Consider the following 25904-nt stretch of genomic DNA (forward strand, 5'->3'; position numbering starts at 1 on the left):
CTATTCGAATTGACCTGAGAGGAGAGTTCGCCAAGCAACATCGTACCCGTGCCGTTCGACATTGCCCTCTCGATGCTGGCCACATGCCCGACAATGTCGTCCATCATAGATATATAGCCAAAGCTCCTCATTCAACATGAAACTTGAACTGCAACCACTCAATAACGTTGAAGTATTCTCGGGTGACGAATACCAATGGAACGCAACGACAAACGATCCGCAGTTTGCCATTGCGGGTTGGGAGCACATGCGTGGACGCACCGTACATCTGTCTTTTACGCTAGCAACGGGCAAGGCGCCGAAGACGCCATGCATGCTGTATGTCGACAAGGGCGACGGCATGTCGGAACAGGGTGCGGTCTGGCTCCGCGCAGACGCCAACGACCATGTGGACCAGAGCATCTCGTTCCCGTGGACGCTGCGTGCGGTGCGCTTCGATCCGCTCGCGTTTCCCGGACCGTTCTCGCTGAACGACTTCGCGCTGGTGGTCGACGAAAACTCGTTGCCGTTCGGTGAAGCGGACGAGGCCGCACTTGCCCAGGCCGACGCGGTGGCCGCGCTCGGCACCCCGCTGCCGGCTACCTACGAGAACTGGATTGCGATCAACGAGGTGGCGGCGGAACGCTATCCGAGTCTGATGGAGGCCGCGCGCGAGTGGCAGCGCCAGCCGCTCATCAGCCTCGTGATGCCGACGTACAACTCGCCGGCCGAGTATTTGCGCAAGGCCATCGATTCGGTGGTCGATCAGATCTACACGAACTGGGAACTGTGCATCGCGGACGACAGGTCCACGCAGCCCCACGTGAAGGAAATTCTCGACGAGTACGCGGCGCGCGACCCCCGCATCAAGATCATCTACCGCACGGCCAACGGTCATATCAGCGCGGCGAGCAATAGTGCGCTGGCGTTGGTTAGCGGCGAATACACCGGCCTGCTCGATCACGACGACGAGTTGCATCCGCTGGCGCTGTACTACGTGGCGGAGTTGATCGAGCGCGAGCCGCAAGCCGCGTTGATCTACAGTGACGAGGACAAGGTCACGATCGAAGGCAAGCGCTACGATCCGTATTTCAAGTGCGATTTCAATTACGACCTGTTCCTCAGCCAGAACATGATTTCGCATTTCGGCGTCTACAAGACCGCCGTGCTGCGGCAGGTCGGCGGCTTCCGCGAAGGCCTGGAAGGCTCGCAAGACTACGATCTTGCGCTGCGTGTCATGGAAGCGGCCGGCCCGCAGGCCATCCACCATATCCCGCGCGTGCTGTATCACTGGCGTGTGCTGCCGGAAAGCACCGCGTCCGGCGCGGAAGCGAAGCCCTACGCGACGATCGCCGCGGCCCGCGCGGTCCAGGAGCACCTCACGCGCAGCAAAATCGCCGGGACGGTGCAATCCGCTGACGACGCGGTGATGTACCAACGGATCGTCTACGCGTTGCCCGAACAGGAGCCGCTGGTCGAAATCATCATTCCGACGCGCGACGCGGCGGGCCTCGTCAAGCAGTGTGTCGACTCCATCAAGGAGCGCACCACGTACCAGAACTATCTGATCACGATCATCGACAACGGCTCGGTCAAGCCCGAAACCTTCGAGCTGTTCAAGAGCTACGAAGGCGACGCGCGCATTCGCGTGGTGCGCGACGACTCGCCGTTCAACTACTCGGCGCTCAACAACCGCATTGCGCTGGCGAGCAAGGCCGAGTTCGTCTGTCTGCTGAACAACGACATCGAAGTGATCACGCCGCAATGGCTGAGCGAACTCGTTTCGGTCGCGCTGCAAGACAACGTGGGCGCGGTGGGCGCGAAACTGCTCTACCCCGACGACACCATCCAGCATGCCGGCGTGTATCTCGGCATGGGTGGGCTGGCCGGCCACGGCCACAAGTACCTGCCTCGCAATGCGCCGGGCTACTTCTGCCGGGCGGTGCTGCGCAATGCAGTCAGCGCGGTCACTGCGGCGTGCCTCGTGATCCGCACGAGTATCTACCGTGAAGTGCGCGGACTCGACGAGGGTCTGGTCATCGCCTTCAACGACGTCGATTTCTGCCTGCGCGTGCGCGACGCCGGCTACCGCAACGTGTGGACCCCGTTTGCCGAGTTGTACCACCACGAGTCCGCTTCCCGCGGCTATGAAGATACGCCCGAGAAGATGGCGCGCTTTGTCGAAGAAATCGAGTTCGTGAAGAAGCGCTGGGGCGATGCCTTGTGGAACGACCCGTTTTACTCGCCCAATCTGTCGATCGACTCGACCGACTTCGTGATGACCATGAGCCCGCGTCTCGCGTGCCATCAATAACGCCATGCCATTGACAAAAGATTGGGCCACGGAGTGCCGGCATCCGTCTCCCACCGTACTGTTTGCGCTTCCCAACGCAATCTATTTTCTGTTGAAGTTCCGCTCCGACCTCGCATCGTTCGAGCACCAAACGATCGAAAGCCGGATCACGCTGTATTTCTGGTGGAAGGCATACGGCGAGCGCGACTATCCGGATTTCGAGTGGGTGCTCGGCGAGGCGGATGTCGCGTATCTCGCACAACTGGACACGCAGACGCTGGTCGACAAGTTTCCGCAGGCCGTCAGCTTCTGGCTGGCCGGCAATGCGCCCGACATTCTGGATGACAAAGCATTGCTCGAGACGCTGCTGCGCAGCGATCTGTCGATCGGGCCGACGCGCGCCCGGCTGCCACGCTTCATGACGCTGCTGGTCAACGCGCGCGCGGACCTGCGCGCCAACCTCGATCTCGACGCGTTCTCGGGTCAACTCGCCGCTTTGAGCTGGTGGGAAACGCATGGGCAGTTCGAATATCCGCGCCTGTCATGGTCGCCGAATCCGGTCTGGGACAGCCTGAACGAACTGGGTAGCGAGCATCATCCCACCCAGATCGACGTCCCGGCCTTCCTCGAACTGTTGGTCAATAGCCGCCCCGACCTGCGCTCCAGCATGGACATGACAACGTTTGCCGGACGTCTTGGCGCATTGATCTGGTGGGACGAACACGGCAAGTTCGAGTACCCGAGGCTGGTCTGGCAAACATCCACTGCCATTCTTCAACTGAACGAGATCGAGCACGACGAGACCGGCACGCTGATCGATATTCCGCGTTTCGTCGCGCCCCTCGTCAGCGGTCGACCGGACCTGAGGAGCATGATCGACCTCAGCAGCTTCAAGGGCCGCTTCAGCATGCTGTTGTGGTGGGATACGCACGGCAAGCGCGAATACCGCCGGCTGGACTGGCCGACGGCGAAGATTTTCGACCGCCTGAACGAGCTCGATAACGGCGATGCACGCGGGCTGCTCAAGACACCGCATTTTCTGCCGCTTCTGATCGAAAGCCGGCCGGATCTGCAGGCGCTCTTCGATCTCGACACGTACCTCGGCCGGCTCGACGTGATGCAGTGGTGGATGGGCGGCGGCAAGCGGGAATATCCGAGCCTCCATTGGCCGATTCAGGAGACGCTCGACGACCTGCTGCGCACGGACTCGATGCCTGCCGCGGCAATCGCGTTGCCCCGACTGCTGCTCGGCGTCCGTGAGAACCGGCCCGACCTGACCGAGGCCTTCGACATCACGACGCTGCAAGGTGCGTTGGGCCTCGTTGCGTGGTGGTACACGTCCGGCCGGCTCGAATATCTGCAATTGCGGCACCTGCGCATCGTGCCGACCGAAATCCGCGATCGGGCAGCAACGCAGCTCAGAGACCAGCAGCCGCGCATCCAGATGCGGCCGTTCGGCGTGAATATCGTGGGCTTCCCGCAAGGCGTGCTCGGTCTCGGCGAGGACGCGCGGATGGCCGCGCAAGCCATGCAGCTCGGCAATACCGACGTTGCGCTCATCAATGCGCCGATGAGCGGACCGGCCCGGATCGATACGTCGATCGACCACCTGCTGCGCGACGAACTCGACTATCAAGTCAGCCTGTTCTGCCTGCCGCCGCCGGAGATGGTGCGGCTCGCGCTCGAAGGCGGGCGCCGCATGATCGAGTCGGACACATACAGGATCGGTGCGTGGCCGTGGGAACTGCCTCACTGGCCGAGCGCGTTCGGGCAAGCCCACGCGTTCGTCGACGAGATCTGGGCGCAAAGCCGTTTCGTTGAAGCCGTGTATGCGAAACTGGGCCGCACCAAGGTGCGGCACATGCCCATGGCCGTGGTCATTCCGACGCCGCAATCCATCGACCGCCAACGCTATGGCTTGCCGAAGGACGACTTCCTGTTCTATCTGATGTTCGACGGCAATTCGTGGCTGACGCGCAAGAACCCGGTCGCCGGAATCATGGCGTTCAAGCAGGCTTTCGCGAAAGAAACCAGCGGCGTCGGCCTGGTCATCAAGGCGATGAACGTTCGCGCCGAAGACCCGACATGGCGGCAGGTGCTCGAACTGGCGGCTGCGGACGAACGCATCCATATCGTCTCCGAGCGGCTGAACCGGCAGGACACGATCGACTTCATGGCCTGCTGCAATGCGTACGTTTCGCTGCATCGCAGCGAAGGCTTCGGCCGCGTGATTGCCGAGGCAATGGCCTTGGGCCAGCCGGTCATCACCACCAATTTCTCGGGCAATGTGGACTTCTGCGACGAGCAGACCGCATTCCTCGTCGACGGCGAACTGGTGCCGCTACGCCCTGGCGACTACCTGTTCCACGAAGGACAGTACTGGTGCGATCCTGACGTAGGGATCGCCGCCGGCCAGATTGCGCGCGTCTTCGGCGACGCCAATCTGCGCGAGGGCATTGCCCAGGCGGGTCGTGAACGTATCGAAAGAGACTATTCGATGGCGGCGGTGGCGCGCGCGTATGCGCAGCGTCTCGATGAAATTCGAAAAACAGTGAGCGCGCGATGAGACTGCTGATCTGTGCACCGGACATCTTTGAAGGCGACGCCGTCGGCAACCATTGCCTCGGGCTGGCTGCGATGGCTGAAAGCGCAGGTTGGGAGTCGCGCGCGTACGCGAAGAACTTCGACGCGGCGATCTCGCGGGTGCGGCCGATCGAAACGCTTTTCGCGCAAGCCACGAGCGAGGATCTTCTGTACGTCAGCTATTCGATCTTCGCGCCGAACCTCGATCGATTGCTGGCCTTGCCGTGCACGAAGATCTGCTACTACCACGGCATCACCGATCCCGCCTTGCTGCGTGAATTCGAGCCGGTGACGGCCGACTTGTGTGAGCAGGCCTTTTTGCAGCTGCCGAAGTTGGCGGGCTTCGATCTCATCGTCACCAACTCGAAACATGTGGCGCAGGATCTCGCGCCGTATGTCGACATCGCGAGCATCGCCGTCATTCCACCCGTGTTCGAGACGCTGCCCACTCTCGCCGACAGCGCGATCGCGCGCCCTGCCCCGGAGCTCTTCAACATGCTGGTGCTCGGCCGTGTCGTGCCGCACAAGCGGGTCGAAGATGCGATCGAAGTACTCGCGCATGTCGTCGAAGGCGGCGTCGATGCGACGATGACGATCGTCGGCAGCATGCCGAACTACGATTACAGCAAATTCCTGCTCAAGCGCGCTCGCGCGCTCGGCGTGCTGACGCGGATTGATTTCACCGGCATGGTCGACGATGCGGACCTGCTGTCGAGTTATGACCGCGCTTCGCTGTTGCTCTCGATGAGCCGCCACGAGGGCTTTTGCATCCCCGCGCTGGAAGCGATGCATCGCGGCATTCCCGCCGTGGTGCGGGCCGGTCACGCGGCCGCCGAAGTGGTCGACGACGCCGGATTGGTCAGCGATACGCACGAGACAGCGGAGCAGATCGCCGCGCGCATTATTGCGCTGCGCAACGATGCGTCGCGTTGGAACGCATTGACACAGAACGCGCGCGAACGCGCCGGCAAGCTGCTGCAACTCACATCCTGGCGGCATTGGTTGGAAGTGTTCGACCGGGCTCGTCGCGGCACGGGTTCGTGAAGAGTCACGTAACGAGTGTCGGCCCGAGGGTCAGCGGCGCCGACGCTCGTGCCCCATCGAACAACGAGCACGAGAATTGCTCCATTAGAAGAAGCGCCTCACACTTCTGACTGCGCGCCCCCAATCAGCAAGCGACTCGTTAGCACCGGCAATGAAAGCTCAACCCAAAATTCTGGTTACCACTTACCACTCCGCTTTTCTCGCGAAAGGCGGGGGCGAGTTCGAAATCGTCAGCCTCGTCGACAGTCTGAAGAAACAAGGCTACATCGCCGATATTTACGGGCCGTTTTCGCAGTCCATCGACAACTACGACGTCGTTCTGCATTTCTCCGTGCATGGTGGCGGACTTGAATTGCTGCGCTCCGTCGCGGCGGCGGGCAAGCCGATCGTGCTGTGGCCCAACCTCTGGATCAACGCCGAACAACCACCGCCCGCGGAGATGATCGCTGAGCACGTCAGGCTCGCGAAATACATCGTCTTCAAATCGGTCGCCGAGAAAGAGCATTTCTGCTCGCACTTTCCCGCGCCCGAAGAAAAAATCCGGCTGGTGCCCGCCGGCGTCGACGTCGTGTTCACGAAAGATGCGCCGCCTGGGCTGTTCCGCACCATGTACGACCTCGACGAATACGCGATCTGGTTCGGCGTGATCGAGCCCAGCAAGAATCAGCTGCTGGCGATCCGGGCACTACGCGACAGCGGCACGCCGCTGGTGTTCGTCGGCCGCTCGCGCAACCGCGCCTACTATGAGATGTGCCGCCGCGAAGCGCCGGCCAATTCCCTGTTTATCGACGGTCTGCCGTATCGGTCGGAAATCATGCGCGCGGCGTTGCAGGAAGCGAGCTACTACATCGAGATTTCGAAAGAACCGGCCGGCCTGTCGGCGATTGCCGCGGGGCTCGCCGGTTGCCGGCTGGTGTTAAGCGACTCGGCGTGGACGCGCGAACACTTCGACGGCTTTGCGCAGTTCGTCGATCCCGACTCCGAGACCAGTGTGCGTAGCGGCGTGGCGGCGAGCCTCGCGTCGAATCCGCACATGCCGGAGTTGCGGCGGCATTTGCAGAAGCACTGCCTGCCGGACGCCATCATTCCGTTGCTGAATGTCTTCGACGAAGCGGTGGCGTCATCATGATGCTCTACCTGTTCCGTCATGCGAAATCGCACGCAAACACCGCGCGGCTTGTCACCGGCACGCCAGCGGATACGCTCGTCGACGAAGGCCGGCGCCAGGCCGAAGCAATGCAACGCTGGCTGGATCAGGTGCAACTGGACGCGGATCACTTCTTCACCAGCACGTGGCGGCGCGCGCAGGAAACCGCGCGCCTGATGTTTCCGCGAGCCGAATGGCGGATCGACGCGCGTCTGGGCGAGACCGATGCGGGCTCGGTGGCCGAATGGCCGCTCGCGCAATTCGTCGCGCAGCAGCCCCAGTTCTACCGCAACAACGCGACGCCCTACCCCGGCGGCGAGTCTCATGAAGCGCTGAACCGGCGCGTGACGAACTGGCTCGATGAACTGCTCGCGCAACAGGCGGCCGACGCGCGGATCGTGGTGGTCGCGCATTCCGGGCCGATCGCGTGTCTGATTCAGCATGCGCTCGGCATCGGCATGGAGCGGTTTCCGGCGCTGCTGCCCGCGCATGCGAGCCTGACGGTCATCGAGTATGCGCACGGCGGCGCACATGCCGACGCAAACGCGCGCAAGGCGACGCTAAAGGGCTTCTCGCTGACGCCGGCCGAGACCGCCGGCCCCATGCTGACCCCAACGAGGCAATGAGAAATGATGAAGGTGTTGGCACTCCAGCGGGTTTCCCACGTTGCGGCGGATGCGCTGTCGCTGTCCGTGGAAGCACGTGTCACCGAGGCATTGGACTACCTGACCGATCAGGGTCAACTCGTCTATGCCGCGATCGCTGAGAACCATGATCGCGCGCACGCGGCGCTGAATTGGGCCGATGTGCTCATTCTGAGCAAGCACAGTTCGCAGGCCGCCGTGGAAATCGCCACGCAGGCGAGGAAGCGCGGTCTGCGCGTGATCTACGACGTCGACGACTGGATCTTCTCATTCCCGTCGTATAGCAACGCGAAGAAGATGTCGCGACAACTCGATGCGATTCAGGCGCTGATCGGACTCGCGGACGTCGTGACCGTGGCGAACAAGAATCTGTATGCCGGTATCAAGGAGTATTGCGAGCATCCCGTGCTGCTGCCGAACGGCATGTATGTCGAGAAGTACATTCCGGAGAAGCGGGGCTGGGAGAATGCCGAGTCCGATCCGCCGAGAATCGTGTTCACGAATGCGGATCTCATCAAGGTGCACAACAGCAAGGAAGTGCTGCTCAGAGTGCTGCAGGACTTCTTTCATCTGCACCCGGAATACACGCTGGATTTCTACGGCGACCCCTTCCCGGAAATCTTTTCGCTGCCCTTCCTGCACTACACGAGCCGCAAGCAGTACGCCGATTACGTGCAATCGCTGATCGCCGGCAATTACGCGTTCTCGATCACGCCGCTGGGCGGCGCGGAAGACGCGGAGAGCCTGTTCTTCAACAGTTGCAAGAATCCGTTCAAGTACCTCAATTACGGCACTGCGCGAGTCGCGGGCATCTATTCGCGCAGCCCGATCTACGAAGACTGCATCGAGCACGAACGGACCGGCCTGCTGGTCGACAACACCTACGAGGCCTGGCTCTCGGCGATGGAGTCGATGGCGGCGGACGCGCAGTTGCGCCGCGACATCCGCGAACGGGCTTACCAGGACGTGCACGACAGGCACCATATCCGCTTCAGCGCTGAAGTCCTGACTTCCGTGTTGACGAACTGAAGCCGGAGAGACGAGATGCGTAAATACGGTATGTACGAGCCGCTCTATCAGCCCGGGCAGCAATTGTCGAGCGACGCATTCCTGCCGCTCGAGATTCGCGACAACCCGGCGGCGGCGTGGCGCGAGTTCAGGATGCTCGTCGATCTGTACCGCAGCGGGGTCCATTTGAAGCATGCCGCCACCGGGCTCTTTTCACCGAAGTTCACGCTGAAGTCCAGGATCAGCGCCGAGCAATTCACCGCGTTCGTGGATGCGCAGCTTGGCTGCGACGTGTGGTTCATCAATCCGTTTCCGCAGCTTGCGTATTGGTCGTTCAATGTGTGGATGCAGGGCGAGCACGCGCATCCCGGCTTGCGGCAAGCGGCCCAGGCGCTGCTGGATGCGTCGGGAATCGACTGGCAGTTGAACGATGTGCCGCGCCAGGGCAACAGCACGCTGTCCTACTGCAATTTCTGGGTCGGCTCGCCGCGCTTCTGGGATGCCTATGTCGGACAGGTCCTCGTCCCTATCGCCGACTTTCTGGAGAACAACGCAGATCACCCGGCCGCGCGCGCCGTGATGCTGGACACTACGCACACCGATCCGGCGCCGTTCCTGCCGTTCATCGTCGAACGGCTGTTCAGTACTTATCTGTCGCTGACGCCGCAATGCAAGGTGGCGTCATATCCGATTTCCGGCGAGCAGGTCGCGGACTACTGCATCGACGACTTCGAACGCCTGCTGGTTCGCAACATGCGACCGCTGGTGGAGCGCGCCGACATGTCTGGCGTCTTCGATCAGCGGCTCACCGGGCAGATGGATTTCATGTGCGCCATCTGGCAACAGCATTTTTTCGACGTTTACACGCAAACGCCGCATCCGCACACCGGCAGATTAATAGCACCGCCTCTTTAACAGCTCAGTCGGCTATGATGAGGGCTCGGTAAGAATCTGGAAGTCTCTTCAAGCAGGAGAGCCCGATGTCTGCATGCCGTACCCCCCTCACCCGCAAGCAAAAGCTGCTCGCCGGGTTGGATCAGAAAAGCAGTCTTGGCCTGGAGATCGGGGCGCTATGCCGCCCGTTTCTTCTCAGGGACGACGGGCCCGTCATCTATGTCGATCACGCCAACACGCAAACTCTGCGTGGAAAATACCAGAACGACCCAAATGTGAACGTGGACGCGATCGTCGACGTGGATGCCGTATGGGGCGCCAATACGCTTCTGCAAGCATTGGGCGGCAGGCACGTCGACTACGTGGTCGCTTCGCATGTGGTCGAACACGTGCCGGACCTCATCGCGTGGTTGCACGAACTGCGCTCGGTGTTGAATCCCGGCGGCGAGGTCAGGCTGATCGTGCCGGACAAACGCTTCACGTTCGATTACTTCCGCGAAGAAACGCGGATCGCGGCGGTCCTGCACAGCAATCTGGTTGGCGCACGGGTTCCGCAACCGCAGGTCCTGATCGACTACTGCATCAACGTTGCAAAAGTGGATTGCGCGTCAGCCTGGAGGGCGCCGCTCGACCCGTTCGCAGTCGAACGACATCACAATCTCGACACCGCATTGGGGGTGGCGCAGGATTGTATGCACAATGGCGCCTATCACGACGTGCACTGCTGGGTATTTTCGCCGCGTTCGTTCGCACGCCTGTTTCGTGAAATGGCGGAACTCGGGCTGATCGACTTCGCATGCGGCAACTTCTTCGACACCGAGCGAAACGATATGGAGTTCTTCGTTTCGCTCAAACCGTCGAACGACAAGTCCGAGACGGTCGAGAGCTGGCGCCGGATGGAAACGCAAGCTCGTGACGATGCGCCCGGTCGCCCGTTCTGGAAAACTCGGCGCGCATTGCGATTCGCAGTCCAACGCTGCTGAGTACGGCCGGTAAGCCGGAGCCGGTGAGCCGGCCGCCGGCAACCGGAAGCGGCCGGTACGAACACACGCCTAGCGGAAAATATTGCGCTGATACAGCGCCACGTTCCTGATGCCGAATGCACCGCACGCGTTCGGGTCGGCAAGCGTCATTTGCAGCCCCTTCACCTTTCCGAGCGTGAGCCAGCGAGGATACGCGTCCAGCGGGACGATCAGCACTCCGTCGTCGGCCGTGAAGGTCAGATGGGCTGCGTCGGCCGGACCCTGTTGCTGGTCGCCCCACCATGCTATTTTGAATCGCGGCGTCGCGCGGCGGTCCACGCAGGAAAACTCGAAACGAAGCATGCCTGCGGAATGACCGGACACGCCAAGCGAGGACAGGTCGAAGCTCAATTGCGAATTGCCGCCGGTGACCTTATAGAGGCCGGCTTCCTGAGCCAGATCGCGCAAGGTCGGGGCCGGCGCGTCGAGCGACGCGACCCGTGTCATTTTCTTCGACAGCGATTTGTCCGAACGTCCCCAGGCCACCGGAATCTTGCCCAGCTCAGGCGTCGCGAACGACGCATCCTGCAACGTCAACCGGTACTCCGCTTGCAGCGCGGGTTCAAGCGTCGCGTCGACGACGCCGGGATACCCTGCCTGTGCAGGATCGAGCGTGCCACCGTCGAGCCAGATCGCATGCTGTTCGGCGGATATCTTCGTGACGCTGCGTGTCTCGCCGTTGCGCAAACGAACCGGCGTGCCCGGCGCGAACGCGACCATTGGCGTGCTCGGGTCTAGCGACAATGCGGCTTCGCTACGGCTGACGCCTCTGTCCCACTTATCGTCCGTCAGGTTGCGTATTCCAGCCGTGAACCGGTGTCCCTGCTGCGCGATCATCGCCGGTGCGCTCAAGCCGAGAATGACGCCGTCCGCCCACACCGGCGTGTAGTGATCCATCACGAACCGGTACAGCACGGGGTCTCGCAATGCGAGTCCGCCGCCGTCATACGTAATGTTGTCCGCCGACAGCAGCGCGATGCTGGGCAAATCGCGCTCCAGCCTCGCGACCGCTTGCTGTTGCTGCCGAACCGGCGCCATGTTGTATGCCGCCGTGACGGGCATCGTCACCGGCCGGCCGAAATAGAAAGTCTGTGCGTTGTGCGAGGTCAGATCGAGGTAGCCCACGCCCGGCGCGAGCTTGCTATTGAGCAGCGTGTTGAGCTTGACGAGCCGCGCCCATTGCTCGTCCTGCACCATCCCCTGGCCGACGTTAGGCATCCCCCAATCCACACCGTTTTTCATTGGCAACACGGGAATGGACGGCGCCGCGGAGAACACCGCCGTGTAAAACGCCAGGGTCGTGTAATTCAGCGTCGCGCTCATTCCCGCGACGAGCACGATCAATGCAGTGCGGTTGAACCGCAGCGTCGAGTGCCACGCGACGACCGGAATCAGTACCGACCAGCCGAAAATGGCCGCGAGCCCCGCACGGGACATATCGCCCGCATCGATGCGTCCCATCGAATAAGGCGTCAGCAGCAGCGCGAACAGCATCACGACCACAGCCGGCAAGAACGCCGCACTGCGTGTGGCGCGATTCCTGATGCCGGTGTAGACCATGATCAAACAGAAAGCGGGCGCGCCGAGCCACAACATCCGGATCGTTTCGAAAACCAGGCCGGACTTCGGGCTGCCGGGATTCCAGCTGATCTCCCACGGAATACCATACGCGACCTGATTGATCGGACCATTGTCGAGTACATAGCGGATCGCGCCGATCAACATGGCGCCCAACGGGGTCACCACCGCGAGCACGAGCAGCACGACGCAGACCGTCGCGAGCGTCTTCCAGCCTTCGCGCTCGCCATCCCGCCACATGCGCCATACCGCTTCGAGCGCGAGGATGCCGGACGCGGCGGCGAGCAGCAGACCCGCGGGCGGCACGCCCAGCACCACGATCGTCGCGCTCACGAGCCACACCGCGAGCCAGCGGGCCGGCCGCGCTCGCAGCGAACTGCTGAACCACAGGCACATGAACGGCGTGAAAAACAGAAAAGCCGTTCTGCCGCCGATGAAGAACGTCGAAACCAGCGCCAGCCCCAGGCTGCCGGAAAACCTATAAAGCGCAAAGAAAGCAACGAGCGCGAGCAGCGTCGAACTCAGCCGGGTCGCATCGAAAATACTCGTCGCCGTGCCGTCGTAGAACACGACCGACAGCAGTCCGGGCAGATCGTCCTCCATGAAGCCGTGAGGAGAGATATAGCCGACATACGGCACCACACCCTTCAGATACGACCACCAGCCGAGCAGGTTCTGGCCGAACTCGTAGTCGTTCGGCGCCAGCGACGGGCCGAGCGTGTTGCCAAACTTGAATGCGATCAGGAGGCCAAACAAGGCGAGCGGCGAGAAAAGGACTTTGTAGCTCTGCCGCTCGTCGCGGCAATAGCCGACATAGCGCCGGAAAACATCGATGACGCCCGCGACGGCCAACGCAATCACGAGCCCCTTCAACGCCCAGGTCGTCGGGTATTTGGTGAGCGCTCCGTCAGGCAGCGCGAGCCGCGCCGGATACAGCGCCAGGAAAAACAGCGGCAAGCCCAACTGGCCGATCAGGATGCTTTTTGGCAAGACGCGCAACGTCAGTCGCGGCGTGAAGGCCGACGCCAGCACTGCAAGAAAGAGCACGCCGATCAGCAGATGCGATACCCTGGCGTAGCGTGTCACGTCCACATGGCCGCTCATGCCCACCGGCAAGCGGCCCGTCGCGAGCGCAATTTCAAGCGGCACGAGTGCGATCAGAAACGCCGAGAACAGGCTCAGCCCGGTCAGCCATGGCGACACCCGCTCCGGCTTTTCCGCCTGCAACCACGCCGACACGCCGAGCACCAGCAAGCCCGCCGCGCAGACAAGCAGGATGGTTCGGTCGATCGACGCGCCAGTGATCAGACCCGCGACCACCACCACTGACGGCACCGACCACCACAGCAACTGTTCCGCAAGATCACGCGCATATGACCCCTGCGTGGCGTGGTTCTTCAGGGTCCTGATCTGCGCCGACAGAAAGGCGAGACCACCGAGCAGCACCGCCATGAAAAACAGTGGCGCGAACAGATCCTGAAACTTCGTATTCGCGCTCCAGGTGATGCTCCCGACGATGAAATCCGCGTACGCCGGCGCCAGCGTCAAGCGAAGACCCAGCGCCAGGGCGGCTGCGGCCAGAGAGGCCGACGCCACCACCACGCTCGTTTTTTCTGTGTTTGTCAGTTGGTTTGGCATTGAACATCTCTTTCATCGCAGATCAGGCGCGTGCGAGCCGCGCTAGCACTTCACGACGGGTTATAAGCGCCGAAGCACGCCTTGAACAAAACTTGCAACACCGAGAGATTGCCCTTCACGCTGCTGATCTTCGTGGGCACTTCGCCCTTTGGATAGCGACGCGTGGTCGCGACTTCGAGGCAGCGGTAGCCGAGCTTCGGCGCACGATACGACAGGTACGCGAGCAGCTCGTAGGTATCGAACACGTCGCGAAACGGCGCGACGCGCGGGTCGAGCAGCATCTTGCGGCTGTAGGCCCGGAAACCTTGGGTCGTATCGGTCCAGTGAAAACCGGAAAAGAGGCTGAGCATCGGCGCATGAATCAGCCGGATCGCCAGATCGCGCGACTTCGGCGTGTTCTCCGCGACGCCGCCGGACAGGTAGCGCGACGCCTGCACGAAATCCACGCCGCGCTTCAATTCTTCGATGAAGCGCGGAATCGCGTCGGGATCGTCTTTGTCGTTTCCGTCGATCGTGACGATGCCCTCATAGCCCTGGTCCAGCGCGAACGCGTAAGCGCAGCGCAACTGCGCACTCAGCTTGCCGGGCCCCGTCTTGCGCAGCAGCGTGTGCACGCCCTGGCTCTTCAGGAACTCGAGATCGAGCGAACCGTCGGTACTGCCGCCGTCGACGATGATCACATCCGCCGTGGCGTGAATGCCCAGCGCCGCCATCCGCTCGAGCAGATTGCGGATGCGCGCGCCCTCGTTGATTACCGGGATCACCACACACCACGGACTGCGCGGCTCCGACGTGAGCTGAATTCTGAAAGCGGGCACCTGCCAGGCGGCGCGGGCCTCTTGGGACATATCGAGTTTCATTGAAGTCTGTGATCCATTTTTATTTCACGCTACGCGGGCCGTGATCAGTGCAACGCCCGCGATGATGAACAAGATCCCCGCGCCGACGGTCCAGGGAAAAGGTTCACGGAATATCACCACCGACAGGATCGCCACGGTCGCGATCGCGCCGGCGGTCAGTACCGGTTGAGCAACGTTCAGCGGCAGCCTGCCGAGCGCCGCCGCGTACAGCAGAAAAGCCGCGCCGTACAACGCGAGACCGAGCCAGAAAGGTCCGTTCTTCAGCGCGCCGACCGGATCGCTGAGACTCGGAAATTGCCTTGGCGGCATCATCGCGATTTTCACCAGCACGCTTGCGGACGCATTCGACGCGATACCCAGCACCAGAATGAGCCATTTCATGCGGCCGTTCCGCCGTCGGCGCGGTAGCATCGAACGGCCTCGCCGACAGCGCGACGCACCGCGTCCACCGCTGAGCCGGATTTCGGCGCCAGCATTTCGATCGACACCACCTGCCCGGGCAACAACTCGGTCAGCACCTCGGCTACCGCGCGATGATTCGTCCCGCCCTCGCCGAGGGTGACGAGATTCGGTTCGCTCGCGTGCACGTGGCCGATCAGGTGCGCGTATCGGGTGACGACCTCGCGCGCATCTTCTTCGTTGATCGTGACCGCACCCGTATCGAGTTGCATACGGATTGCCGGATGCGCGACCGCCTCCACGACCGTGGCCGTATCGCGGCTGTTCGTCATGAAATTGGCGCCGTAGCACGGCGGATTGGGTTCGAGACAAACGAACACGCCCTGCCCGGCAGCTATGTCGCCCAGGCGGCGGAAGAACGTCACCGCGATATCGTGCGCGGCATCGTCGGCAAGACCCGTGCGATCACGATTACGCGGCGACCCGAATACGAGCCGCTGTGCGCCCAGGCCCGAGCCGATCCGGCACACGGCGCGCAAATGCTCCAGCATCGCTTGCTGCGATTCGGCCGTGCCGAACAGATTCAGCCCGGTTGTCCCGAACAGCAGCGACTGCATCCCCGTGATTGCGATTCCGCGATCGGACCACCACGCGCGAACGCGTGCGATGTCCGCCGCCTCGGCGGTCTTCGGGTCCGGAAAATATTTGCCGGGCGCAACGTCGATCGCGTCGACGCGATGCTGCTGCAAAACGTCCGCGACCAGTTGGTCGTCGGCGACTTCCCAGGCGATGTTCGAAATGGCGATTCTCATGCCTTCCCCGCCGATTCGACTGCGGCCTTCAGCGGCTCGGATTGCGCATAAGAGCGCACGGCCTGAATGGTTTCGCGCTTGCTGTACTGATACGAGCCCGTGGCCCCGAACAGACCGGCGTGCACGGTACGGAAGTCGTAGCTGGCGGGGTGCGTCACCGTCGCCTGATCGAACGGTTTGCCAAAGCCGGCTTCCGAGACCTCTGCCACGGTGAGCGGCTCGGCGGTCAGATGCACGAGCTTCAGACCGGCCGCGAGAGCGGTCTGGATGTCGTCCCAAAGGTTCACCATCGGATAGAACTGGAACGAGCCCCGGCTATCGATCGCGTGCAGATTGTTGTTGTTCAGGAAATCGAAAATAACGTTCTTGCGCAGCCCCGGCCCGACGAGTCCAGGCAGACGAACGATCAAATGACGCGGAAAGTGCGACTCGACGAATTTCTCCAGCAAGCGCCGGTGCAGGCCATAGGCATGCAGACCTTCCTCGTCCACCGGCGTGTTCTCATCGACGCCAAGCGGATTGCCGAACACGTCGACCGTGCTGATCAGCACGAACGTGTCGCACTGAACCGTCGACAGATGATCGATCAGCCCTTCGATCTTTTCGCGGTCTGCTTCCGGTTGCGCATTCGCGATCCACTTCTGAGCGGGCGCTCCCGCACCGACTACGAGGCCAAACGACGACCCGCGGATCTGCTCGATATTGGTCGAACGGAATTGCGCATCGAAATGCTTTTGCTTCAACAGGGTCGATCCTACAAACCCCGTATATCCAATCAGTGCATCGCTCATTTGCGTGTTCCCAATACTGTTTGCGTTGGCGAAGTAGAAACGAAGGTCTCTGCGTCCAGCTTCTCAAGCACGTCGTAGATGTTGTCGATCTTGCCGCCCAGGATCGAATACAGGCCATCGGACGCGGCGTATTTCTCGAACAAGATCGGACGACCGTCGTCTCCTTCGTTCTTCACGAGAACCGTTTTGACCTCAAAGAGCGATTCGACGTAACGCGCATCATAAACCGCGGGAAAGTAGCGCCCCACATCCCGCACCATGCGGTCCACGCGGCTGTCGCGCTGGTACTCGTTCAATCTCTTGTACGGGTCCTCGCCGGGCGTGTCCATCCAGCTCGAATGCGGCGTGTAGCGTACGTGCGAGAGCGTATGAAGGCCACGGGCCGGAAACGGCATCATCGAGAAAAACGGACCGTCCATCACGGTCACGCCAAGCCCTCGCAATTCGGGCACGGTCTCGACCAGCGCCATCTCGGTGATCTCGTGTTTCAGCTTCGTTTGCGTGCCGCGAAAGTCGCCGGCGAACTGATTCAGGCCACTATACGTGCAGTTAAAGACATATTTGGCCTGCAGGGTTGGATGGTTCGCATCGTTGCACTCCAGCGCGAAACCTTCGTCAAGCCGATGAATGTGCTCGACTCGCGTGTTGAGCCTGACATCGATATCGAACTCGGCGAGCTCGCGCCTCGCCCAGTCCGCAAGTTTGGTGGAATCGAACGCATACTCTTCCACCAGAAACACCTGCTCGATCAGACGCGGTTCGAACAGATCGCGAATCTGCTGCGGAGCCGTTTCGAGGCTCGCGCCGATCTCGCGGCAAAACCGCTCGAATTGCCGCGCCGTCACTTTGGAATTGCGCCGCGCGATCGCGTAGACCTTGGTGAAGTCGCGCTTCACCACATCGGGAAAATCGTGGACGAAACGAGGCAGGTTGATACGGCTGCGGAACGCGGTCGTGAAGCTGCGCGGATAGTGATAGCCATTGTGGACGCGCGCCTGGTTGTTGTACGAAGCACGCGCCAGCAATGCCGGCTCGCGCTCGATCAATGTCACCGTTTTCAGGCCGCGCTGCTTCTTGAGGTAAATCGCGATCGCCGTTCCGTAGAAGCCACCGCCGATGACCACAGCATCTTGCATGAGCAGATCCTCCCTCTACTCAGGAGGAGTGCATGGAGTCGTTCACATCCGCGCGGTGTGGCTCAGGCAATCTGACGTCTTCGATATTCAGTTTCTGGCGACGCGTCATCACGCTGCTCGTGAATTCCTGGGCAACATGGTACAGAGGACCCTCGTTGCTCAGTCGTGCCATTTGCAGGATGTATTCGCCAAGCACCAGCAGCACGAGCGAGATCAGAAAGAACATGCCGGATTGCTGCAGCGACAGCGTCACCCAGCCAGGCGCCACGTTCGACTTCATCAAGCCGATCGCGATCACGTAGATCGAGTAGACCAGATTCGACACCGCACCAAACAACGAAAGCGCGGTCACGAGTCGCATCGGCGCCTTGGTGGTCGACACGAGCAGGCGGATCCCGCGATCGATACTGTGCGACAGGCGCTTCACTTGCGCGGCCTTGGGCAGCGCGCTGTAAGTCAGATTCACGCGTGCAAAACCACCGGTGGCCGGCAGATAGCGATAAGTCATCGCGGGCATCGGATGCTGCAGCATGAAATTGATCACGCGTTTGCTGAGCAGCCGGTACTGAGGCGCGTCTTTAGCCAGATGCACGCCGTTGGACCATTTGTACAACGCATTAAACGCGCTCAGGCAGGTGCGATAGGCCCAGCTTTGCACAGGCTGCTGTTCGTTCGCGGCGAATACGACATCCGCGCCGCTCGCGGCTTTGTCGAGCATGGTCGGCAGGAAGCGGATGTCGTCGGCCAACGGGTCGACGACCGCCACGAAATCGCCGAGAGCATTTTCCAGACCCACCCACGAAGCGGTATCCGAATCGACCTCTTTGGTCAACGCGTACACCTGCAGATTCGGCAAGCCGCGATCGCCCGCAAGCTGCTTGAGCGCGGCGACACTGTCGTCCTCGGACGCGTTGTCCACGACAATCAGTTCGTAGTCGCTGACAAGCGTGCTCAGGACCGAGGCTGCGTCCATCAGGATGGCTTCGATATCCCGCGCCTGATTGCGAACGACAAATACAACGGACAAAAACACCGGGAAAAACACTACCTGCCTCCTTGGCAATAACCTGGCCTGCGCGACACGCCTCCTTGAATCTCCGGCGTCGACATCGTGCAACACATTCGAACGGCACGATCGACATCTTTTACGGACGTGACAGAAGAGTGCAATGCGCAATAGATGCGGGCTTGGCACGGCTCTGGCCGCTTGGGCCGTCATGCGCGTTTCGTGCAAACAAAGTTGCGAAAGGACTTCCGGAACCTCGCCAGGCCGGAAAATTTGAGTCTAACTATGCCGTCACCGGCTCTTTATCGCAAGTTGTTTCAAACTGTAAGCAGACCCCGCAACGCTGCACACAGGCGTGTCCGCAAGCGCCGTTATCGCTCCAATATCTGTTCATAAAGCGCCCGATACGCATTGCCCAGCGCCGGCCCGGAGAAAAGCCGCTCATACCGCTCACGCGCCGCCGCCCCCATCGTTTGGGCAAGCGCCTCATCCCGCACGAGTTCGTTGACCGCCGCCGCAAACTCCACCGGCGACTCGGGCGGCACCACGAAGCCCGTCACTCCATGCTCGTTCACGTACGACGTGCCCGAGCCCATCTCGCAGCAGACCATCGGCTTGCCGAACATTTCCGCTTCGACGAGCACCATGCCGAACGCCTCCGAGCGCAAATGCGACGGCATCACCAGCGCACGGCAGCCGCTCAGCAACGCGACCTTCTCTTCGTGCGACACCTGCCCCGCGAACACGACGTTCGACGCGCCCACCTGCTTCGCCAGCTCCGTCAGCCGCTCCATTTCCGGCCCCGACCCGGCGATGACGATCTTGCAGCCGATCGACGGCGCCGCCTCGATCAACGTGTGCAGCCCCTTGTAGTAGCGCAGCACGCCGAGGGCGAGCACATACGGCTCCCTGCCGAGCTTCAGCCGGTCGAGGCATTGCGGCGCGAAACGGCCTAGTTGCGGATCGTCACGATAGTCGATGATGCCGAGCGGAATCGCCTTCAGACGCTCGCTGTCGACCACGCTGGTCAGCACGGCGCTGCTGCGCGCGTAGACGGCCGAGGTGGCTACCACCGCCGACATCGAACGCAGCATCGAGCGCATCAACGGCCCGTACACATAGCCGAGCGCGCGCTGACGCACCACGTCGGAGTGATAGGTCATCACCGCCGGCTTTTTCACGCGTCCCAGCAGATGCAGCACGTCAGCGAACGGCCACGGAAAATGGAAATGCAGCACGTCGGCCTGTTCGGCCTGCGCGCGATACTGCCGCAGCGACTCGAAGCCGCCAAGGTCGCACGAAGCAGGCGCGGCCCATGAGCGCGAGCGCGTCACGACGCCTTCGGGAAACCGGATGTCGCGCGGCACCGGATTGGGCGACAACGTGAAAATCCGCGGATCGACCCCGCACGCCCGCGTCGACAGGCTGATCTGGCGAATCGCTTCCTGAAGTCCACCGGGCGGGTCGGGAAAATACGTGCGATAAACGTGAAGAACTTTCATACCCGCGCCGCTCATGCAACCGCGTCCAGCGAAGCCGGACTGCCGTTGCCGGCGGCATGGCCGCCAAACGTAATCCGCAGCATCTTGTCGAGCCGCGCTTCCCACGTGTTCTCACCGACCGCCGCGCGTGCTTCGTCCGCGCTCAGCTTGCCGCGCGCCAACTGCTTTTCGATGGCCGCGACGAACGCGTCGAGCTCACCGCCCACTTCGAGACCCGCACGCGGCTCTTTCGCGAAATCGAGCGGCGTCGACACGACCGGCAGACCGGCCGCGAGGTATTCATAGAACTTCATGGGAAACATGGAGCGGGTGTAGTCGTTGAGCAGCGTCGGCAGCACGCCGACCTGCATGCCGCGCAAGTACTGCGGCAGAATGCGATACGGGCGATAGCCGAGCAGATGCACGTTCGGCAGGCGCGCCAGTTGTGCGAGCAGTTCGCTTCGCTGCCCCTCGCGCTCCTCGCCGATGATGATCCACTGCCAGTGCGGCCGCGCCTGCGCGGTTTGCAGCAGCAACGGAAAGTCCACCTTGAAGTCCGATAGCACGCCGTGATAAACGAGCCGCGGTTCGGGAATCGCGGCAAGCTCGGCGGGCAGCGGACCTTCGCTGCCCGCCTCGCCGAAATGCGCGTCGTCCACCACGTTGCCGAAAAAATGCGTGTTGCGGTTGAAGGGCAAGCACACTTCTTTCAGCGACATCGCGGTCGTGAACACCACCTCGCAGCGGCCGAGCAGCGCTTGCTGCGCGTTGCGGAACGCCACGACGTCGACGCCGGGAATCTCGGCGATATCGTCGACGCAGTGATACACGAGCGGCCCGCGCGGCAGCGTCTCGATCGCATCGAGCATGTACGGGTGATACGTCCAGACCACCGGCTTCCTGAAGCGCCGCGATCTCGCGAAGCGCGTCACCGAAAAGCGCAGCAACGCCTGATTCAACGCGCGCACGAACGGCAGGTGATGGCCGGCCGGCACCATCAGCGGCGACAGCACCCAGACGTTGTCCGCGCGCCGTGGCGGCCCCAGCACGAGCGACTGCACGCCGCGCCACAGGCGGCGCCACAAACGCTGCCAGTCGCGGCCGCTGCCCACTTTTGGCGAACGGAAGCCGACGCTTTCCACATACAGAATCCGCCAGCCGCGCGCGGCGAGAATGCTCGCCGTGTGCTGCTTGTTGGTCCAATACGGTTCGTCCCAATCGGCGGTGGAAAACAGTACACAGTCCTGGGCGGCCAATACGCTCTCGTTGCCCGGAAACTTGCCCTCAACCAACGAACACCTCGACCGCGCGGCCCTGCAGACTCTGGACGATCCGCTGCGATGCCAGCCCGTCGCCATACGGATTTGCGCGATTGCGCAACGCCGCGCGCCGCGCCGGATCGTCGAGCCAGCCGCACACCGCGCTTTCGATACTCGCCGCGGCCTGGCCGGCCAGCGTCGCGAAGCCGGCGTCGACGCCTTCGCGGCGTTCAGTGTGGTTGCGCATCACGACCACCGGTACGCCGAAGGTTGGCGCTTCTTCCTGAATGCCGCCGGAGTCGCTGACGACGACCGCGCTGCCACTGATCAGATAGAGGCTCGTCGGGTAGTCGACCGGTTCGATCAGCGCGAGGTTCGCGATGTCGTCGAGTTCGCGATGCACCGGCGCGCGCACGGACGGATTCAGATGCACCGGGAACACCCAGCGGTAGTCGCTATAACGCTGACAAAGATCGCGCAGCACGCGGCAGATGTCCTGCAGCACGTCGCCGAAATTTTCCCGCCGATGGCAGGTGACGAGCACATGCTCCTTCTGCGCACCATGCCATGCGGGCAGCGGACTTTGCGGCGGCGTCGCGTTCCAGCTTTCGCGCACCGCGCCGATCGCATCCACCACCGTGTTGCCGGTCACGACGATCTTCTGCGCGGCCACGCCTTCGCTCAGCAGATTGCGGCGCGCCAGTTCGGTAGGCGCGAAATGCAGCGTCGCGATGCGGCTCAGCAGACTGCGGTTCGCTTCCTCGGGGAACGGGCTCGCGAGATCGCCGGTGCGCAGGCCCGCTTCGACGTGACCCACGCGGATGCCGCGATGAAACGCCGCGAAACCGGCGCAAAAGGCGGTCGTCGTGTCGCCCTGCACAATCACCCAGTCGGGTCGCGTTTCGTCGAGCGCGCGGTCGAGCGCCGCGATCAGGCGCGACGACAACGCGTTCAGCGACTGCCCGGGGCTCATCGTATCGAGCGTGATGTCCGGTTCGATGCCGAAGAATTGCAGCGCTTGCGCGGCCATGTCCTTGTGCTGCCCGCTCGCGCAAACGACCGTGTCGAATTCGCCGCGCAACGCTCGCACGACCGGCGCCAGCTTGATCACCTCGGGCCGCGTGCCCATCACCACCATAACTTTCATTGCAGTGCTTTCCCCGACTCGACCTGCGTGTGTGCGCCCCGGAATTCGACGCCGAGCGTCAACGGGGTCGTTTGAATGGATGGTGTCACGACGCGAAACGCGCCGCCCTCTTCGACGATCTGCGTGAGCGACCTGAAGCGCAGAAAGTCGAGCGCGGCGTCCTCGTGCAGGAACAGCGGCCGGCGCGCCTTGCTGCGCATGTACGCGATGAACTGCTCGTGGGCGTCGATCCGCGACGCCTCGTCCTTCCAGCCGTATGCATAGCGCTCGGAGAACGGATGGTCGAGATAGCCGAACAGGGTATGGGTCGCGTACGCGTAGTCGAAGGCCTGCTTGAACACGGCGAGCGGATCGCCTTCTTCGAGCATGCATTCGCCATGCAGCATGCACTGCTGGCTGTGGCCGACGAAGCCCGTCGGCATGCCGGCCAGCGCGCCGCCGCGTGCGGTCAGAAACTCCGGATCGTTGCGGATGATCCCGCCGACGCAGCCGTCATAGCCGGCATCGGCCAGTCCACGCAGGGCGTACGGCGGCGACTGGTGAAACGGCGACACCGCGTAACGGACCGGCACGCCGGTCACCGCCTCGATGAATTGCGCCGACTGGCTGCCCTCGGCGAGCGCGCACTCATAACTGCCGCCCCAGTTCGGCGCGTGCGTGGCCGTGTGCGACAGCACCGCGCCGTGATGCGGGTCGGCGAGCAGTTCGCGAAGAATGCCGTGATGCTCGGTGCGATCGAGGTTCTGTGAGTTGACGGCGAGACTGAACGGCACGTCCATGCGCTGATACGCTTGCCACAGTGGACGCGCCGACTCGATGTCTTCGTCGCAATCGAGCCGCGACGTGATCGCCGCGTCGTAGCCCCATGGCAGCTCGCTCAGCACCGGCTGACACGGCAGCGTGTCCGCGCGGTAGCCCGACACGAATTGCTCGACCATGCGCCATTCGAACGAATCGCAGGGGCCGACCGGCCGGTTGAACCACAACACGCTCGAGCCGTCGACATCCCACAGCGCGGCGTAGGCGAGCTGCCGCTCGCCGGCCACCTCGACCGCTGCGAGTTCCGCTTCGGCGGGCACCTGCACCGCTTCCCGGAGCGACCAGATCGAGCCGTCGCAACGAATCGCGCCGTAGCCGAGGTTGTTCCACTCGTCGGTGAAATCGAAGCGCTCGAACGGACGATGCCACGGCGCGCCGCCGAGCGTTTGCGCCAAGGCGCCGTAGCGCACCGCCGCCGCGCTCTCGCGCGATGCATGCGCCGGCGCCACCGCGCTGCGGCTTGCGGCTGGGAGGTTCTCCGGCAAGCCGGTCGCCTGATAGCGCAGCATATCCGCGAGCGCGCTCGGCATGTGGCCGAACACCACGAGCTTGCGCGGCCGCGCGCGCAACCAGGCGATCAGGTCCGCGCTCCAGCCATCGGGCGCGTCGACCGCGACCACGAGGTCCGGCGTGCGCTCACGCACCGTGCTGCGCGTGATCGACTGAGCCTGGGTCGCGCTCACCGAGCGTTGCAGCGCCGCCAGCACGTACTGGCCGGCTTCGGCGGCCGTGTTCGCAAACAGAACGCCGATCATGCGCTCACCACGTGACGGAACTTCGCGCGGCTGCCGACCCGCACGAAATCGTCATGGCCGACGTAGGCGATCGTGAACGCGTCCTGCCAGAAGTGGCGCAGCTTCGCGGTAGTCTCGTCCGCGTTGGCCGACGGTTCGAGCACGATGCGCAAGGTCGGCGGCGTCGTGCGCAGATCGATCTGGAATTCCTGAATCCCGCCGACGCGATGGTCCAGCATGTCCTGGATGTGATGGGTCGGATGCGCGACACCGTTGATCGGCACCACGTCGTGAATCCGCCCGACCACGTCAGTCAGGAAGAAGCCTTTGGCCGTTTCCTGCACGCGCGCGAGGTCGCCGGTCGCGTAACGGATCAGCGGCATCAGCCTGTTGCGGAAACCGGTGAATACGAGTTCATGCGCGCCGTCCGGGTTGTCTTGCACGACGCGGCTTTCCGGCCAGCCTTCCGATTCGAGAATCTGGAAGCCTCCTTCATGGCCGTCGAGTTCGTACGCCATCACACCGAGTTCGGCGAGACCATAGCGGTCGATCACCCGGCAGCGCAGCGCCGACGCGATCATCTCGCGCGCATGCGGTTCGAGCAGCTCGCCGCTCGATTCGAACACCTGGAAGGCCTTGCCGCCGCCGTACTTGCGCTGCACGTAGCAGGCGAGCGCGTACATGGTCGATGGATGCGAGTGCGCGAGATACGGCTTGCGGCGCTTGAGCGTGCGCCACATCTCTTCGAGGCCTTGATCGTCGATGCGGTCGAAGAAAATGTTGCTGCGGTTCATCGCGAAGCATTTGAAGTCTTCGCGCGACGGCCACTCGGGCATCACCTGGTCCGGGAAGCGGCACGCGAAGTGCAGCTCCGAACGATGCCGCAGCTTGCCGATCCGCTCACGGCAATAGCTGGTGACCGCCGACGAGTAATCCGCGCCCTCCTGGTCGTAATAGATCGTGGTGGAGAGCCCCGTCGAGCCGCCGGTCTTGCACGCGTGATGCCGGCCCGCTTCGAGCGGCCCGGACAACAGGCGCGGCCCCTGCTCGCGGATGATGTCCTTGGTCAGATACGGCAGTTCTTCGAGATAACGCGCATCCTGCTTGACCTTGGCCGGCTCGAACTGCAAAGCCTTGAACAGGTCGCGGTAATACGGCACCTGCGCACCGGCGAATTCGAGCATGCCGGCGAGGCGTTCGAGCGCGATGCGGCGGCGATGCGGCATCGGCAGCGTGTAGTGCTCGCGCAGTTCGCGGATTTTGGCCCGCACGTTGCGTTTTTCGCGGCTCTCGGCAATCGGATACGCGATATAGCCGCCCGCGAAACCCTTCAAGGTGCGCAACGGCTGACGCACGAGCAGGGATTCGGAGTAGCGCAGAAATGGGTGATTAGCTCGCATGAAGTTCGAACCTTGTTACGCCTGTGGCGCGTCTATGTCGCGCCGCGGGAAGCGCCTCTGGGGTGCGCTTGTGGGTTACGCCTATCCGGCTCGCGCCGGATGCGCCGCGGCGCATTCGCAGGCGCCTTCCTGGCAGTGATTGTAGGGGCCGCGAAGCCTCGCCGGGAAACGGCAAACTCACCATGCGCGGCGCACGTCAGGCCATGCGTGCAACGGACGACGCTGCGATG

20 protein-coding genes are annotated in these 25904 nt (G+C 62.6%); 8 read left to right on the forward strand and 12 right to left on the reverse strand.

Annotated elements, in window-relative coordinates:
- The first annotated feature begins 136 nt into the window (after positions 1-136).
- From HV770_RS06835 to HV770_RS06870, 8 genes are all read left to right on the forward strand, one after another.
- Positions 137-2293, forward strand: a complete 2157-nt coding sequence (locus tag HV770_RS06835; protein WP_175158681.1) for a glycosyltransferase family 2 protein — start codon at positions 137-139, stop codon at positions 2291-2293.
- A gap of 4 nt (positions 2294-2297) precedes the next feature.
- The gene (locus HV770_RS06840; protein ID WP_175158682.1) at positions 2298-4838 is read left to right on the forward strand and encodes a glycosyltransferase family 4 protein; all 2541 of its coding nucleotides are present in this window, start codon (positions 2298-2300) and stop codon (positions 4836-4838) included.
- Positions 4835-5899 (forward strand): glycosyltransferase family 4 protein, encoded by a 1065-nt coding sequence (locus HV770_RS06845; protein WP_175158683.1) that lies wholly within the window; start codon positions 4835-4837, stop codon positions 5897-5899. Before HV770_RS06840 ends, HV770_RS06845 begins: the two co-directional genes overlap by 4 nt.
- Before the next feature lie 151 nt (positions 5900-6050).
- Positions 6051-7028 carry a glycosyltransferase family protein gene (locus tag HV770_RS06850; protein ID WP_246290736.1) on the forward strand — a complete coding sequence of 326 codons (978 nt, stop codon included), beginning with the start codon at positions 6051-6053 and terminating at the stop codon, positions 7026-7028.
- Entirely contained in the window at positions 7025-7672 is a 648-nt protein-coding gene (locus HV770_RS06855; RefSeq protein WP_175158684.1) for a histidine phosphatase family protein, read from the forward strand. The genes HV770_RS06850 and HV770_RS06855 overlap by 4 nt, the downstream gene beginning before the upstream one ends.
- Positions 7673-7675: 3 nt before the next feature.
- Positions 7676-8719, forward strand: coding sequence for a glycosyltransferase family protein (locus HV770_RS06860; protein WP_241991294.1), 1044 nt, complete (start codon positions 7676-7678; stop codon positions 8717-8719).
- A gap of 15 nt (positions 8720-8734) precedes the next feature.
- A complete protein-coding gene (locus HV770_RS06865; protein WP_175158685.1) occupies positions 8735-9613 on the forward strand; it encodes a hypothetical protein in 879 nt (292 codons plus the stop codon).
- Positions 9614-9678: 65 nt separating this feature from the next.
- Entirely contained in the window at positions 9679-10575 is an 897-nt protein-coding gene (locus HV770_RS06870; RefSeq protein WP_175158686.1) for a methyltransferase domain-containing protein, read from the forward strand.
- A 69-nt stretch (positions 10576-10644) separates the two neighbouring features.
- Here the strand turns inward: HV770_RS06870 and HV770_RS06875 are convergent, their stop codons facing one another.
- The 12 genes from HV770_RS06875 to HV770_RS06930 form a co-directional block, all read right to left on the reverse strand.
- Positions 10645-13830, reverse strand: a complete 3186-nt coding sequence (locus HV770_RS06875; protein WP_175158687.1) for a hypothetical protein — start codon at positions 13828-13830, stop codon at positions 10645-10647.
- Positions 13831-13880: 50 nt separating this feature from the next.
- Entirely contained in the window at positions 13881-14678 is a 798-nt protein-coding gene (locus tag HV770_RS06880) for a glycosyltransferase family 2 protein (RefSeq protein ID WP_246290737.1), read from the reverse strand.
- Between the two features lie 36 nt (positions 14679-14714).
- Complete coding sequence (locus HV770_RS06885; protein ID WP_121316695.1) at positions 14715-15071, reverse strand: DMT family transporter; 357 nt, start codon at positions 15069-15071, stop codon at positions 14715-14717.
- Positions 15068-15901: a sugar phosphate isomerase/epimerase family protein gene (locus tag HV770_RS06890; RefSeq protein WP_175158689.1), complete on the reverse strand. Its 834-nt coding sequence runs from the start codon at positions 15899-15901 to the stop codon at positions 15068-15070. The genes HV770_RS06885 and HV770_RS06890 overlap by 4 nt, the downstream gene beginning before the upstream one ends.
- Positions 15898-16692 carry an NAD-dependent epimerase/dehydratase family protein gene (locus HV770_RS06895; protein ID WP_175158690.1) on the reverse strand — a complete coding sequence of 265 codons (795 nt, stop codon included), beginning with the start codon at positions 16690-16692 and terminating at the stop codon, positions 15898-15900. Before HV770_RS06895 ends, HV770_RS06890 begins: the two co-directional genes overlap by 4 nt.
- Positions 16689-17828 carry an FAD-dependent oxidoreductase gene (locus HV770_RS06900; RefSeq protein ID WP_175158691.1) on the reverse strand — a complete coding sequence of 380 codons (1140 nt, stop codon included), beginning with the start codon at positions 17826-17828 and terminating at the stop codon, positions 16689-16691. Before HV770_RS06900 ends, HV770_RS06895 begins: the two co-directional genes overlap by 4 nt.
- A gap of 19 nt (positions 17829-17847) precedes the next feature.
- On the reverse strand, positions 17848-18873 hold the full coding sequence (locus HV770_RS06905; protein WP_246290738.1) for a glycosyltransferase: 1026 nt from the start codon (positions 18871-18873) through the stop codon (positions 17848-17850).
- A 332-nt stretch (positions 18874-19205) separates the two neighbouring features.
- Positions 19206-20336, reverse strand: coding sequence for a glycosyltransferase (locus tag HV770_RS06910; protein ID WP_175158693.1), 1131 nt, complete (start codon positions 20334-20336; stop codon positions 19206-19208).
- Positions 20337-20347: 11 nt separating this feature from the next.
- Positions 20348-21607 (reverse strand): glycosyltransferase, encoded by a 1260-nt coding sequence (locus tag HV770_RS06915; RefSeq protein ID WP_175158694.1) that lies wholly within the window; start codon positions 21605-21607, stop codon positions 20348-20350.
- Positions 21600-22721 carry a non-hydrolyzing UDP-N-acetylglucosamine 2-epimerase gene (gene wecB / locus HV770_RS06920; protein WP_175158695.1) on the reverse strand — a complete coding sequence of 374 codons (1122 nt, stop codon included), beginning with the start codon at positions 22719-22721 and terminating at the stop codon, positions 21600-21602. The genes HV770_RS06915 and wecB overlap by 8 nt, the downstream gene beginning before the upstream one ends.
- A complete protein-coding gene (locus HV770_RS06925; protein WP_175158696.1) occupies positions 22718-24295 on the reverse strand; it encodes a polysaccharide deacetylase family protein in 1578 nt (525 codons plus the stop codon). The genes wecB and HV770_RS06925 overlap by 4 nt, the downstream gene beginning before the upstream one ends.
- Positions 24292-25674: a phenylacetate--CoA ligase family protein gene (locus HV770_RS06930; RefSeq protein WP_175158697.1), complete on the reverse strand. Its 1383-nt coding sequence runs from the start codon at positions 25672-25674 to the stop codon at positions 24292-24294. The genes HV770_RS06925 and HV770_RS06930 overlap by 4 nt, the downstream gene beginning before the upstream one ends.
- Positions 25675-25904 lie beyond the last annotated feature (230 nt).

Origin of the sequence: Paraburkholderia fynbosensis (genome assembly GCF_902859935.1) — a bacterium.
GTDB lineage: Bacteria > Pseudomonadota > Gammaproteobacteria > Burkholderiales > Burkholderiaceae > Paraburkholderia > Paraburkholderia fynbosensis.